Below are 13,805 nucleotides of genomic sequence, written 5' to 3' on the forward strand. Positions count from 1 at the left end.
ACTAATTAGACGTTATTTTTTTCCTTAAAACGCCAAAAGCAGGTGCATGGATTAGAAAAAAAAATCGCGATAAATACAAGTTAAAACATATAAAAATGTGACGCTCTTAGTTTAATATCCACCTTAATTTTTTTGCGCAACCGATTGCTTTTTGTATTATTCTCTTTAAAATGCGCTTTTTGCTAGTGGAATTGGAATAATGAACGCAACGGCATCTGAAGAACAAAATGTTGAAAAAACAGTACAAAACCAAAGCGAACTGATCTATCGCCTTGAAGATAGGCCTCCTTTACCTCAGGCGCTGTTTGCTGCTGGACAGCATCTATTAGCGATGTTTGTCGCGGTGATTACCCCCGCAATGCTTATCTGCCAAGCACTTGGGCTACCCGCTCATGACACCCAGCGAATCATCAGCATGTCATTGTTTGCTTCAGGAATCGCCTCTCTGATTCAGATCCGCGCGTGGGGTCCTGTCGGCTCAGGATTACTTTCCATTCAAGGCACCAGTTTCAACTTTGTTGCACCGTTGATTATGGGGGGAGTTGCACTCAAGCAAGGCGGAGCCGATATCCCTTCCATGATGGCGGCATTATTCGGCACATTAATGGTCGCAGCACTGACCGAAGTTATCTTATCGCGTTTCTTACATTTAGCTCGCCGAGTTATCACGCCGCTGGTTTCTGGTGTTGTGGTCATGATCATTGGTTTATCACTGATTCAAGTCGGTTTAACCTCAATTGGTGGGGGTTACAGTGCACTGAGCGATAACACATTCGGTTCCCCTGATAACCTCATTCTTGCAGGCATTGTGTTAGCCGTCATTATCCTGTTAACTCGCCAGAAGAACCCGTACTTACGCGTTGCATCATTAGTGATTGCAATGGCAGTAGGCTACCTTGCTGCTTGGTGGATGAATATGCTGCCAACTACGCAAGCCAGTGATGCCAATCAATCTCTGATTACGATCCCTGAACCTTTTTATTATGGTCTCTCTTTTGACTGGAATTTACTCATTCCACTAATTCTAATTTTTATGGTGACGTCGCTAGAAACCATTGGTGATATCACAGCAACGTCAGATGTCTCCGAGCAGCCAGTACGCGGACCTCTCTATATGAAACGTATTAAAGGCGGCGTATTAGCCAATGGACTAAATTCTATGGTGTCAGCGGTGTTTAATACCTTTCCTAACTCCTGCTTTGGTCAGAATAATGGCGTTATCCAATTAACAGGTGTTGCTAGCCGCTATGTGGGCTACTTAGTGGCGTTGATGCTAGTGCTACTGGGTCTGTTCCCAGCAGTGGCAGGTTTTGTGCAACAAATTCCTGAACCTGTTCTAGGTGGTGCTACCATTGTGATGTTCGGCACAATTGCTGCGTCCGGTGTGCGTATCGTTTCTCGCGAGCCACTCAATCGCCGCGCAATTATGATCATTGCATTGTCTCTAGCCGTAGGAATGGGGGTTTCTCAACAACCACTGATCCTGCAATTTGCGCCTGACTGGCTGAAAACCCTGTTCTCATCCGGTATTGCGGCAGGTGGTTTAACTGCAATCGTGCTGAACCTGATTTTCCCTCACGAAAAATAATTCCCTACACCGCCGCAAGAGTTGAACACGCCGGCGGTTCTTCTGTATGCTATCCTTGAGTTGCCGATATATTAAACATATCGGCAATTTATATTTTTATCTGATTAATAAGGGAGCAGACAAACGTGAAAGGGTTACTGAGGTTTTTCGGCTATATTTTTCTGCTTCTTTTGATTGTATTTCTTGCCTGTTATATTGCCTTACAAACCCGATGGGGAGCAGGTTACGCCAGCCAACTTCTGAGTAAATTTACGCCTTACGACATTAACGTCGGCATTATGGGACATCAGTTCTCCGATCCGGGTAAATTTATTTTCCAAGACATTAAGATTGAATCAAGCAACAAGCAGCTAGAATTAGATGCTCGGCAAATTGTGGTGGATGTCAATTGGCGGCATATTTTCAGTGGCGAAGCTATTCAACGCTTAACCATCACTCAAGGAGACTTATCTGCAAACTTTACCGAGAACACATCGCCGCTACCGCTTTCTGCAAAAGTCCTACAATTTGAAAATAGCCAGATTCAATTAACTCAAGACAAAAACACCGTTCAAGTCGCAGGATTTACAGGGGGTATAACCCCATGGAAACCAACAACTGAAAATTCATTTGGTTATGGTGATTTTCGCTTTACTACCAATCAATTAACCTTGAATTCTCTCCCTTTTAGAAATGTCGCGGTCACGGGGAAATTACAAGAAAAGGTAACAGATTTTAGCCAAATCAGCGGCTACCTCAATAATGGGGCGATCACGGGCAAAGGAAAATGGTTTGCTGACGGTTCTATCACCATTGATAACCTGTCGATGAATAAAGTGGGCTGGCAGAATGACTTAACCTTTGATGCGCTGTTTGATGCAATAAACAGTGACCGAACATTGCAAATCAACCAATTACAACTAACCAATGTAGATATTCAAGGGCGCGATTGGGCACTGTCGGGTCTGAGCAGCGAAGTCGATCAAATTGCCTTGGTGAGAGGGAGTTGGAGCAGCCCGAAAAGCCATATTAATTTCAATGTCGATCAATTGGTTATCCAAGACCAGCAAATTGATACGCTCATCGGTGAGCTGAACATTGACGGTGATAACCTCAATGTTGATAAGCTCTCCGGCTACTACAACAAAGGTATTTTTAACCTCAGTGCGGTTTGGCAACGTAACGATAAATCACTGACCATCACTGAAGGTACGCTCGCTGGGGTTCTGTATACCTTGCCAGATAATTGGCTGTCGTTCTTTGCTCAACCCGCACCAGCGTGGTTATCCACATTCGCCATTGATAATTTTACCGTCACGCAATCTTTGCTGATGAATATTCAACCTAAATTTCCTTTCGAATTTACCGCGTTAAGCGGCAACATTCGCTATGTTGACCTGATCAAACAGAAACAGTGGGGAATCTGGAAGGGGCAGGCTACTTTCAATGCCGATACAGGTACCATCAACCAGGTGATGATCCGTCGTCCACTTTTAGAAATTGCAGGAAGTAATGGGCGTGCCGCCGCAAGCCTCAGTGGCAGCGTTGACCGTGGTATCGCAAAAATTGGTTTACTGGCACAGCAAGAGCCAAATAAAGTACCTTTTGAATTACGTGCATCAGGCACCAACATTGATTTAAGTGATTTAAACCAATGGGGTTGGTCAGGCTTTTCACCACAAATGTGGGGAGATTTCGAGGCTTCATTACAAGGGGATTTACTCGCATCACCTCTAGTATCAAGCCTCAACGGAAAATTAACCGCTAAGCCACTTCAAGGAAGCGCTCAACTGCGTACTGTGGTTGATGGCCATGTGGCGTCTGGCATCGCCCCCGTAGAGCCATCAGCAGAATCCCAACCCAAGCTAGAATCACACACTGTACCAGCAGAAAATACCTACCCTGTTGATAGGCATGTTCCTGATATGGTTACTCAATAAAGCAGTGAGTTAGTAAGCAATAAAAAAGCAGGCTCATCCCTTCAGATGGCCTGCTTTTTCGATTCTTCACCAAAAACAGTCAGCCACCTAAAAACATTATTCGCTTTTCTCTTTTTTCGTTTCTGGCAGCACCATGTATATGCCGCTAAATACCGCACCCACTTGGTTTTCTGCATTGCTCACATGCACTTCCAGTTTTACCCGCGCTTTACTTCCTCGGGCGAGGCGATCTAAATCCCCACTAAGATGTGAGAGATCTGCCACTGCGGTTGGGCGTCCACTAACGGGTTTTGCGTAGCGAATATTGGCATCTACCAGAACGATTTCTCCGCCTAATTGATGCTCTTGCAGCAGTAGCCAAATCATTCCCCAGCCAGTTAACGTGGCGAGAGAAAACTGACTTCCAGCAAAAATAGTATTATGAGGATTTTGGTTGCCAGCTTCTGGCATTGTCGTCACAAAGCGCTTTCCTGTGTACTGTTCAATACGTACACCCATTTTTTCACTTAATGGAATATGCTTGTGCCAAGCTTGTTGAAGCTCACCGCACCAATCCGGACGATGGAGAATTTGGTCAAGGGTTTCAATCGGTTTGATCATCAAATAGTGTCGAACAGGGGTTTTTAGCTCCCCAGTGACTTCACCACGACGTTCAAAACCCATTTTGGCGAAGAATGGCACGGCTTCTTCTCGAACACTGGAAACGATGCGTTTAACACCTTCGCGCCTTGCAATGGTTTCAAGCGCCATAATAATCAGTTTGCCTAAACCCTTGCCTTGCATGACAGGATTAACCGCGAGAAAGCGAATAGCGCCTTCATTATCGGCATTAATATATAGGCGCCCAATGGCCAAAATACGATTTTTTTCATCAACCACCATTTGATGGTGAGCGGTTAAATCATAACCGTCTTTTTCAGAGCCAAGGGGTTGTTTGAACGGTTCTCGCAGCATTGACCAGCGAAATTGGTAGTATGCAGCGAATTCAAGTTCATCTTTTGGTGTCCGTAGGTGGTACATCTCTCCCCCTCCCTTAAGCGATTTTTCTACACTTGTAGCCAAAAAGTCACGGGGCCATCATTGGTCAGGCTAACCTGCATGTCCGCCGCAAATTCACCGGTTTCTGTCACGATGCCTTGTGCACGGCTTTGTTCAACAAAATATTGATACAGCTGATCCGCTTTCGCCGGTTCCGCACCGCCGGAGAAACTTGGGCGCATCCCTTTCTTGGTATCTGCGGCTAACGTAAACTGCGAAACCACTAATAAGCTTCCGCCAGCTTGTTGAACGTTAAGGTTCATTTTGCCTTGTTCATCGCTAAAAATACGATAGCCAAGGACTTTCTCACAAAGGCGTTTTGCTTTCTGCTCATCATCGTCTTTTTCAACACCGAGCAGAACTAAAAGACCAGGGCCAATTTGCCCTACTGTTTTTTCATCAACAACCACACTCGCGTGAGTGACTCTTTGGATTAATGCAATCATGGGTACTCGATAAAAAAAGGAGTAACGTCGCCGTTACTCCTTATTAAGAACTGGATTATTCGACTTCGGCGCTAAAGTCGTAAGTACGAAAATATTCAGGAACGGTGTCTTTATTCAAGACATGAACACCTTTGATACCAAGTGCTTCCGCTGCTTTTACGTTTTCTTCTACATCATCAAAGAATACCGCATCAGCTGCTTCAAATTCTTCAGATTCCAGAACATATTTGAAAATTTCTGGGTCTGGCTTACGCATTCCTAAATCTTGGGATAGATACAGGAAGTCAGAGGACGCTGCAATTTCAGGGTAGTGTTCTGGCCAATAATCAAGGTGCAGGCGATTAGTGTTAGATAACACGACAACGCGATGACCTTGCTCACGCAGACGCTCCATAATATCAATGACTTCTGGTCTTAGTGAGATGAAAATTGAGTGCCAGCCTTCTGCAAAATCTTCAAAGCTTAGGGTGATACCCAATTCTTCACAGAGCAGTTCAGCAAATTCGATATCTGAAATTTTGCCACACTCGTGGAGTTGGAAGATATTGCCAAAAGTGAATCGCTTTTTGATTTCTGAACTTGGGGTACCACTTAGTTCAGACCACTTATCAAATACACGATTGAAGTCGATATCAATAATCACATTACCCATATCGAAGATATACAGCATAAATTGTCCTCTTAGTTATTCATTAAATTTACTTTAATCATTATTGAGGCAACTGAACAGCCCTAATTGAGGATTATTAAGGTTATTTTTTCAATTTATCGATTAAGCAAATTGGCTAGAGGAATGACGTTTGTGTCTGGATAAACAAATTTTATCCGTTGATATGACTAAATTTGTCTATCGTTCGATTTTTGGGCATAAAAAAAGGTGCCATATTTGGCACCTTCTATTTTAATTCAAAGACTAACGATTAATCTTCTTTAGAACGGCCAGCACGACGGCGATCGTTCTCAGTCAAGTGACGCTTACGCAGACGAATTGACAGTGGAGTTACTTCAACTAATTCATCATCATCGATAAACTCAAGAGCTTGTTCCAGAGTCATTTTGATAGGTGGTGACAGAGTTGTCGCTTCATCAGTACCTGACGCACGCATGTTAGTCAGTTTTTTACCGGTTAAGCAGTTAACAGTCAGGTCGTTAGAACGTGAGTGAATACCGATGATTTGGCCTTCATACACTTCAGCACCGTGACCTAAGAATAACTTACCGCGATCTTGCAGGCTGTAAAGTGCGTATGCAACTGCTTTACCTTGACCGTTAGAGATCAGAACACCGTTTTGACGGCCGCCGATTTCGCCTGGGCGAACATCGTCGTAGTGGCTGAATGTGGAGTACAGTAAGCCAGTACCTGAAGTCATAGTCATGAACTCAGTACGGAAGCCAATCAGGCCACGGCTAGGAATGATATAGTCTAAACGTACACGACCTTTACCATCTGGCATCATGTCACGCAGGTCACCTTTACGCTCACCTAACGCTTTCATCACGTCGCCTTGGTTTTGTTCTTCAACATCCAAAGTCACTTGTTCGAATGGCTCTTGTTTACGACCATCGATTTCACGAACGATAACTTTTGGACGAGAAACGGCTAATTCGAAGCCTTCACGACGCATGTTTTCGATCAGAACAGATAAGTGCAGCTCACCACGACCAGAAACGCGGAATGCATCTGGATCTTGAGTTTCTTCAACACGCAGTGCAACGTTGTGAACCAGTTCTTTATTCAGACGATCAAGGATTTGACGTGAAGTAACGAACTTACCTTCTTTACCACAGAATGGTGAGGTGTTAACACAGTAGAACATGCTAACTGTAGGCTCATCAACCGCCAGTGCAGGCAATGCTTCAACGTTACCCACTTGGCAGATAGTGTCAGAAATATTCAGCTCACCTAAACCAGTCAGTGCAACAATGTCGCCAGCTTCAGCTTGTTGTGAATCAATACGCTCTAAACCTAAGTGAGTCAGAACTTTACCGATTTTACCGTTGCGAGTCTTACCTTCGCTATCGATAACAGTCACTTGTTGGTTAGGTTTAACAGTACCACGCTTGATGCGACCGATACCGATAACACCTAAGTAGCTGTTGTAATCTAACTGAGAAACTTGCATCTGGAATGGACCTTCCAGATCAACTGCTGGTGGCTCAACGTGTTCCACGATAGCTTCGTACAGTGGAGTCATGTCTTCAGCCATATCAGTATGGTCAAGACCAGCGATACCGTTTAATGCAGATGCATAAACGATAGGGAAATCTAATTGCTCATCCGTAGCACCTAAGTTCACGAATAAGTCGAATACTTGGTCAACAACCCAATCAGGACGCGCGCCTGGGCGGTCAACTTTGTTGATAACAACAATTGGACGTAAACCGTGGTCGAACGCTTTTTGCGTTACGAAGCGAGTTTGTGGCATTGGGCCGTCCATCGCATCAACAACCAGCAGAACGCAGTCAACCATGGACATAACACGTTCAACTTCACCACCAAAGTCGGCGTGACCTGGGGTGTCTACGATATTGATGTGATAACCATTCCATTGGATAGCGGTGTTTTTAGCAAGGATTGTAATACCACGCTCTTTCTCCAAGTCATTGGAGTCCATAACACGCTCATCAACAGTTTCACGTTCACCGAAAGTGCCGGACTGTTGCAGTAATTTACCAACCAGTGTTGTCTTGCCATGGTCAACGTGAGCGATGATGGCGATGTTTCTTAAGTTTTGAATTGACAAGGATTTTTACCGTTTAATTGACAGGAAAGGAATATGCTTTATGAGTTGTTGTAATGCCCAAAGCATACTTTCTACGTTAATTTGCTGTTATTTTACACGTTTTTCCACACAAGTGGAATAAATGTGAAAGCCATCACTATTAAAAAAGTTTTTAGCTAAAAAACATTCAGTTGCGTCGTCGTGCAAAGATGCTCAAAAAAATAGCAATTATCAGCACTAGGAAATCACAAAGTGGCAGGATAATACGCTAAAAAGGAAATATTAGCAGCCGAAAAAAAGAATAAAAAATAAACTTTCTTCGTCTATCACTCATTTCAATGTATTTTTTATTATTTAGATATATCTAATTTGACAATTTAGATATATCGGAATAAAGTGAACTCATCAACGCAATTTAGATATATCGAAATAATAACAGAGGTTCCTATGAGAATACATCAATGCCGTCATGTTTATGCCTCACATCATGACGAACATCAACGAGGACACGGTGGCTGCTGCCACAATAGCGAGCACCAAGAACATCGCCATGGTCATGACCACGGGGAATGTTGTCACGGCGAAGGTCGTCACGGTCGTGGACACGGTGAAGGCTGTCACGGCGAGGGTCGTCACGGTCGTGGACGTGATGAAGGCTGCCACGGCGAAGGTCGTCACGGTCGTGGGCGCGGCAAAGGCTTACGCCGCCTATTCGACCACGGCGATTTGCACATTATGGTGCTCTCTTTAGTGGCAAAAAAACCAAGCTATGGCTATGAAATCATTAAAGACATCCAAGAAGCATCCAATGGCTTATATGTCCCAAGCCCGGGCGTCATTTACCCAACCTTAACGCTATTAGAAGAACAAGGCTTTTTGGAATCGCAAATTGTCGAGCGCAACCGCAAAAGTTTCTCTATTACGCCTGAAGGCACTGAACACCTCGCGCAGAATAAAGAAACTGAAGCCGTTATCAGCCGTAAATTAGCCAAAGCCCGTGAACTACAGCAAGGCAGCAACTTATCAGAAGATATCGAAATGGCAGTGAGCCGTTTTAAAGCCTTGCTCCGCCATAAAATGGTGCTCAAGCAATTAAATGAAGAACAAACTCATCAAATTGCAGCGATCATCAATGATGCCGTCAAACAAATTGAAGAAGTAAACACGTTATTAACTGACAGTAATGACGAATAAACCTTTTTATATCTCTAAAAATACCAACGGTGTGGCGCCAATCAATGGCACTACGCCGTTTTTGTTTCCGCTTTCCATTAATTGCACCATATTGGTGCGACAAATCTTTTCCTTGCACCAATACAGCGCAGTGATAGACTGTTTTTTAGCCTAATCATTGCCATCTTCTTGTCATCATCCCCATTTACGATGATTTTAAAAGTTGGCACGCTTTTCGCTTATATAACCCTAGAGAGCTTGCAATATTGTTAATGAAATAATCATTAATCTTGCGAAGCCAGATAAACCAACTCATGCACACCTTAATTGCTGCGTAAGTTGATTAGACCCGACCAGGAGAGCCGAGAATGTCCGCTAAACATGTTTTATCGTTAATCGAAGAGCACAATGTAAGATTTATTGATCTGCGTTTTACTGATACTAAAGGTAAAGAGCAACACATCACTATCCCTGCTCATCAAGTTGACGAAGACTTCTTTGAAGAAGGTCAAATGTTTGATGGCTCATCCATCGGTGGCTGGAAAGGCATCAACGAGTCTGACATGGTATTAATGCCTGATGCATCTACCGCAATGTTAGACCCATTCTACGCCGATAATACCTTAATCATTCGTTGCGACATTTTAGAGCCAGGCACTATGCAAGGTTATGATCGCGACCCCCGCTCTATCTCTAAACGTGCTGAAGATTACCTGCGTTCTAGCGGCATTGCGGATATGGTGTTATTTGGGCCTGAACCAGAATTTTTCGTGTTCGATGACATCCGCTTCGGCAACAGCATGCACAGCAGCTACTATCACATCGATGATATCGAAGCCGCATGGAACACTGGCACTAAATACGAAGGCGGTAACAAAGGTCACCGTCCAGCTGTGAAAGGCGGTTACTTCCCAGTACCACCAGTAGACTCATCACAAGATTTACGTTCAGCTATGTGTACCACAATGGAAGAGATGGGCTTAGTGGTTGAAGCTCACCACCATGAAGTGGCAACTGCAGGCCAAAACGAAATCGCAACTCGCTTTAATACCATGACCAAAAAAGCGGATGAGACTCAAATTTACAAATACGTTGTCCATAACGTTGCACACGCATACGGCAAGACCGCAACCTTTATGCCAAAACCATTAGTTGGTGATAACGGTTCCGGTATGCACTGCCACATGTCTTTATCTAAAGGTGGCGTGAACCTGTTTGCAGGCGACAAATACGGCGGGTTATCTGAGATGGCGCTGTACTACATCGGCGGTATCATCAAACACGCTCGCGCACTGAACGCGTTCACTAACCCAACGACTAACTCCTACAAGCGTTTAGTCCCAGGTTTTGAAGCGCCAGTCATGCTGGCTTACTCTGCACGTAACCGCTCTGCTTCTATCCGTATCCCAGTGGTTGCAAGCACGAAAGCACGTCGTATCGAAGTTCGCTTCCCAGACCCAGCGGCTAACCCATACTTAGCGTTTGCTGCTCAGTTAATGGCAGGTCTTGATGGCATCATCAACAAGATCCACCCAGGCGATGCAATGGACAAAAACCTGTACGACTTACCGCCAGAAGAAGCGAAAGAGATCCCAACAGTGGCTGGCTCTTTAGATGAAGCTCTGGCTGAACTGGATAAAAACCGTGAGTTCTTAACTCGTGGTGGTGTCTTTACTGACGATGCTATCGACGCTTACATCGAATTACTGCGTGCTGATATCCAACGCGTTCGTATGGCACCACACCCACTCGAATTTGAAATGTACTACAGTGCGTAACACGCCGTTCCACTGATAGTCTTTGTTGCCGTGAAGCACTTGCCCCATCTTTGGATGGGGCCTTTTCTCTGCACTGAGTGATAAACTGCAAATATTGGCTTCGACGTATCGGTTAATCAGTAAATAACGTATAATGCACCAAAATAGTGCAGGAGCAATATTACATGAAAGCCGAGCATTTACCTGTCCCCGAACATCTCCTCGATTCCTTAATTAATAGCGTATTAGTGCTGGATTACGATTTAATTATCCATTATGCCAACCATGCTGCCTTACAAATTTTGGCACAAAGCCCCCGTAAGCTCTATGGCACCCCACTTCCTTTACTATTCAACTATTGTTCATTAAATGATGAGCAGATGCTCAATAGCCTCAAAACCGGCCACAGCTTTACCGAAAACGAAGTGACACTGGTGCTTAATAACCACTCTCACATGATGTCATTGAGTGCTCAGCCTCTGTCCGACCAATTTATTCTTGTCGAGCTGTCCCAATTGGATAGCCAGCGACGCCTTAGCCAAGAGTTAGCGCAAAATGCCCAGCAGCTTGCTGCCCGTGAATTGATCCGTGGACTTGCCCATGAAATCAAAAACCCATTGGGTGGATTACGTGGCGCGGCACAATTATTGTCTAAGGCGCTGCCCGACCCGCAGCTAAACGAGTATACCCAAGTGATTATTGAGCAAGCCGACCGCCTACGCGCGTTGGTCGATAGGTTACTAGGCCCTCAATATCCGGGACCAAAAACCGAGCAAAGTATCCATCATAGTGTGGAAAATGTGATGCGCTTAGTCGGGTTAGAAAAGCCGGACAATGTCACACTGGTTCGCGATTACGATCCAAGCCTCCCCGATCTGGAATACTATCCAGACCAAGTGGAGCAAGTGCTGCTCAATATCACGCGTAACGCCTTGCAAGCGCTTGGCGATACGGGTGGCATCATCACTTTGCGCACTCGCACCGCATTTCAGGTGATGTTGCAAGGGGAGCGCTACCGCCTTGCCGCACGGATTGATATTGAAGATAACGGTCCCGGTATTCCACTCGCTATCCAAGATACGCTGTTTTATCCGATGGTCAGCGGTCGCCCTGATGGCACTGGCTTAGGCTTATCTATCGCGCGCAGTCTAGTGGATCAACATGCGGGGAAAATTGAGTTTAACAGTTGGCCGGGTCACACCGAGTTTTCTATTTATCTACCCATCAAAAAATAGGAGATAGCCATGCAGAAGGGAAAAATCTGGGTTGTTGATGACGACAGTTCAATCCGCTGGGTACTGGAGCGTGCGCTCAACAGTGCCGAACTTAATTGCACCTGTTTTGACAGCGCTGATGCAGTGCTTGCAGCCCTCGACAATGACCGCCCTGACGTATTGCTCTCCGATATTCGTATGCCGGGCATGGATGGACTTACCTTACTCAGCCAGTTAAAACAGTCACATCCATTACTGCCGATTATCATCATGACCGCGCATTCCGATTTAGATGCCGCCGTTAACGCTTATCAATCTGGCGCTTTTGACTATCTCCCTAAGCCCTTTGATATTGATGAAACCGTCGCCTTGGTGGAACGCGCGTTAAACCATAGTCGAGAACAAAACAGCGCAGTAAGCGACAAACCGCAAGCTCCCGTGATTTCATCTACCATGATCGGCGAAGCCCCTGCCATGCAGGAGGTGTATCGGATCATTGGGCGCCTTTCCCGCTCCTCAATTAGTGTACTTATCAACGGGGAATCCGGTACTGGTAAAGAGCTCGTTGCCCACGCGTTGCATCAACACAGCCCACGTGCTAATGAGCCTTTTATCGCCTTAAATATGGCGGCTATTCCAAAAGATTTAATTGAATCTGAGCTATTTGGTCACGAAAAAGGGGCTTTTACAGGCGCATCCCAAGTTCGCCAAGGGCGCTTTGAGCAAGCTAATCGAGGTTCACTATTCCTCGATGAAATCGGTGACATGCCTCTGGATGTGCAAACGCGCTTATTGCGGGTACTGGCTGAAGGGCAATTTTATCGAATTGGTGGCTATACCCCTGTTAAGGTCGATGTGCGAATTATCGCCGCAACGCACCAAAACTTAGAAAAGCGCGTGGAAGAAGGATTATTCCGCGAAGACTTGTTCCATCGACTGAACGTGATCCGCGTGCAACTTCCGCCATTACGCGAGCGCATTGAAGATATTCCTCGTCTTGCCCATTACTTTTTGCAAAATACCGCCAAGGAGTTAGGGGTAGAAAGCAAAGTTCTGCACCCTGACAGCATTAAAATTCTTCAACGCTATTCTTGGTCGGGAAATGTGCGCCAATTGGAGAACGTCTGCCGTTGGTTAACCGTGATGGCAGCTAGCCAAGAGGTGCTTCCGCAAGATTTACCAAGCGATCTATTTAATAAGCAAGAATCCAACAAGTCAGCGAAAGATCCTGCTTCATCCGCCATCCATTCTCAAGATCCTAACCTTGCGTGGTTTGATCTATTAGAAAAATGGACTGATTCCGCACTGAACGCCGGCCAGCAAAATTTATTTAATGACGCCATGCCGTTATTAGAGAAGACCATGCTCAATTGCGCCCTCAAATATACCCACGGACATAAGCAAGAAGCAGCTCGCTTATTAGGCTGGGGGCGAAATACTCTAACGAGGAAATTGAAAGAGCTGGGAATTGAAGAGTAATTTCTAGAAATCTCGCCATCTACCAACTATGATTTAATTAAGTTAACACGCGAAAAAACGTGTTAACTTTTCAATTAGTTAATATTGATCATCAATAAAATATCATCGAAGAAAACCATATTAATAAAATATCGATGTTCGATAGCCATCTTCTGTCAATATACCGTCATTGAGGGTTTCTTATGAGTGAAAATCATACAATATCCGAAATCATTGGTCATAAAATAAAATTAATTCGTGAACATCACCATTTGTCATTAAAAGAATTAGCGGATGAAATTGGTGTTTGCGAATTTCAACAGCTGAAATATGAAAAAGGAAAGGCGCGAATTCCCGTCGATAAACTAAAACAATACGCCGATTATTTTGAGATTAGTTTATTAAGCTTTTTTATATTTAGTGAAGCGGAGAAGAAATTTATTTTACATTATCTTAATAAAAAGTAGTCACTACAAGATATACACAAAG

General features: G+C 44.6%; 11 protein-coding genes. 7 read left to right on the forward strand and 4 right to left on the reverse strand.

Annotated elements, in window-relative coordinates; genetic code table 11:
* Window positions 1–199 precede the first annotated feature (199 nt).
* Together JK188_RS12375 and JK188_RS12380 are read left to right on the forward strand one after the other, a co-directional pair.
* Window positions 200–1,588: a uracil-xanthine permease family protein gene (locus JK188_RS12375; RefSeq protein ID WP_108478725.1), complete on the forward strand. Its 1,389-nt coding sequence runs from the start codon at window positions 200–202 to the stop codon at window positions 1,586–1,588.
* 125 nt (window positions 1,589–1,713) lie between these two features.
* Window positions 1,714–3,507: an AsmA family protein gene (locus tag JK188_RS12380; protein WP_211887176.1), complete on the forward strand. Its 1,794-nt coding sequence runs from the start codon at window positions 1,714–1,716 to the stop codon at window positions 3,505–3,507.
* 96 nt (window positions 3,508–3,603) lie between these two features.
* Here the strand turns inward: JK188_RS12380 and fabY are convergent, their stop codons facing one another.
* The 4 genes from fabY to typA all read right to left on the reverse strand — a co-directional run bounded on the left by fabY (window position 3,604) and on the right by typA (window position 7,735).
* Window positions 3,604–4,527: a fatty acid biosynthesis protein FabY gene (gene fabY / locus JK188_RS12385; RefSeq protein ID WP_036948563.1), complete on the reverse strand. Its 924-nt coding sequence runs from the start codon at window positions 4,525–4,527 to the stop codon at window positions 3,604–3,606.
* 26 nt (window positions 4,528–4,553) lie between these two features.
* Complete coding sequence (gene dtd, locus JK188_RS12390) at window positions 4,554–4,991, reverse strand: D-aminoacyl-tRNA deacylase (RefSeq protein ID WP_132496913.1); 438 nt, start codon at window positions 4,989–4,991, stop codon at window positions 4,554–4,556.
* Between the two features lie 55 nt (window positions 4,992–5,046).
* The gene (gene yihX, locus JK188_RS12395; protein WP_036948558.1) at window positions 5,047–5,661 is read right to left on the reverse strand and encodes a glucose-1-phosphatase; all 615 of its coding nucleotides are present in this window, start codon (window positions 5,659–5,661) and stop codon (window positions 5,047–5,049) included.
* A 250-nt stretch (window positions 5,662–5,911) separates the two neighbouring features.
* Window positions 5,912–7,735, reverse strand: a complete 1,824-nt coding sequence (gene typA / locus JK188_RS12400; protein WP_036948555.1) for a ribosome-dependent GTPase TypA — start codon at window positions 7,733–7,735, stop codon at window positions 5,912–5,914.
* 426 nt (window positions 7,736–8,161) lie between these two features.
* On the opposite strand from typA, the gene JK188_RS17755 reads away from it, so the two are divergent.
* The 5 genes from JK188_RS17755 (at window position 8,162) to JK188_RS12425 (ending at window position 13,783) form a co-directional block, all read left to right on the forward strand.
* Window positions 8,162–8,908, forward strand: a complete 747-nt coding sequence (locus JK188_RS17755) for a PadR family transcriptional regulator (protein ID WP_249216026.1) — start codon at window positions 8,162–8,164, stop codon at window positions 8,906–8,908.
* A 347-nt stretch (window positions 8,909–9,255) separates the two neighbouring features.
* Window positions 9,256–10,665 (forward strand): glutamate--ammonia ligase, encoded by a 1,410-nt coding sequence (glnA, locus tag JK188_RS12410; RefSeq protein WP_211887174.1) that lies wholly within the window; start codon window positions 9,256–9,258, stop codon window positions 10,663–10,665.
* Between the two features lie 164 nt (window positions 10,666–10,829).
* Window positions 10,830–11,879 (forward strand): nitrogen regulation protein NR(II), encoded by a 1,050-nt coding sequence (glnL, locus tag JK188_RS12415; protein WP_211887172.1) that lies wholly within the window; start codon window positions 10,830–10,832, stop codon window positions 11,877–11,879.
* A gap of 9 nt (window positions 11,880–11,888) precedes the next feature.
* A complete protein-coding gene (gene glnG, locus JK188_RS12420; RefSeq protein ID WP_211887170.1) occupies window positions 11,889–13,337 on the forward strand; it encodes a nitrogen regulation protein NR(I) in 1,449 nt (482 codons plus the stop codon).
* A gap of 182 nt (window positions 13,338–13,519) precedes the next feature.
* A complete protein-coding gene (locus JK188_RS12425) occupies window positions 13,520–13,783 on the forward strand; it encodes a helix-turn-helix domain-containing protein (protein WP_211887168.1) in 264 nt (87 codons plus the stop codon).
* Window positions 13,784–13,805 lie beyond the last annotated feature (22 nt).

This window comes from Providencia sp. JGM181 (assembly GCF_018257375.1).
GTDB classification, from domain to species: Bacteria; Pseudomonadota; Gammaproteobacteria; order Enterobacterales; family Enterobacteriaceae; genus Providencia; species Providencia lanzhouensis.

Excerpts from the sequence above, each read along its gene's own strand:
- glnL (WP_211887172.1), top strand. The coding sequence starts at position 10,830 with ATGAAAGCCGAGCATTTACCTGTCCCCGAACATCTCCTCGATTCCTTA.
- JK188_RS17755 (WP_249216026.1), top strand. The coding sequence starts at position 8,162 with ATGAGAATACATCAATGCCGTCATGTTTATGCCTCACATCATGACGAA.
- JK188_RS12375 (WP_108478725.1), top strand. The coding sequence starts at position 200 with ATGAACGCAACGGCATCTGAAGAACAAAATGTTGAAAAAACAGTACAA.
- fabY (WP_036948563.1), bottom strand. The coding sequence starts at position 4,527 with ATGTACCACCTACGGACACCAAAAGATGAACTTGAATTCGCTGCATAC.
- yihX (WP_036948558.1), bottom strand. The coding sequence starts at position 5,661 with ATGCTGTATATCTTCGATATGGGTAATGTGATTATTGATATCGACTTC.
- dtd (WP_132496913.1), bottom strand. The coding sequence starts at position 4,991 with ATGATTGCATTAATCCAAAGAGTCACTCACGCGAGTGTGGTTGTTGAT.
- glnG (WP_211887170.1), top strand. The coding sequence starts at position 11,889 with ATGCAGAAGGGAAAAATCTGGGTTGTTGATGACGACAGTTCAATCCGC.
- JK188_RS12425 (WP_211887168.1), top strand. The coding sequence starts at position 13,520 with ATGAGTGAAAATCATACAATATCCGAAATCATTGGTCATAAAATAAAA.
- glnA (WP_211887174.1), top strand. The coding sequence starts at position 9,256 with ATGTCCGCTAAACATGTTTTATCGTTAATCGAAGAGCACAATGTAAGA.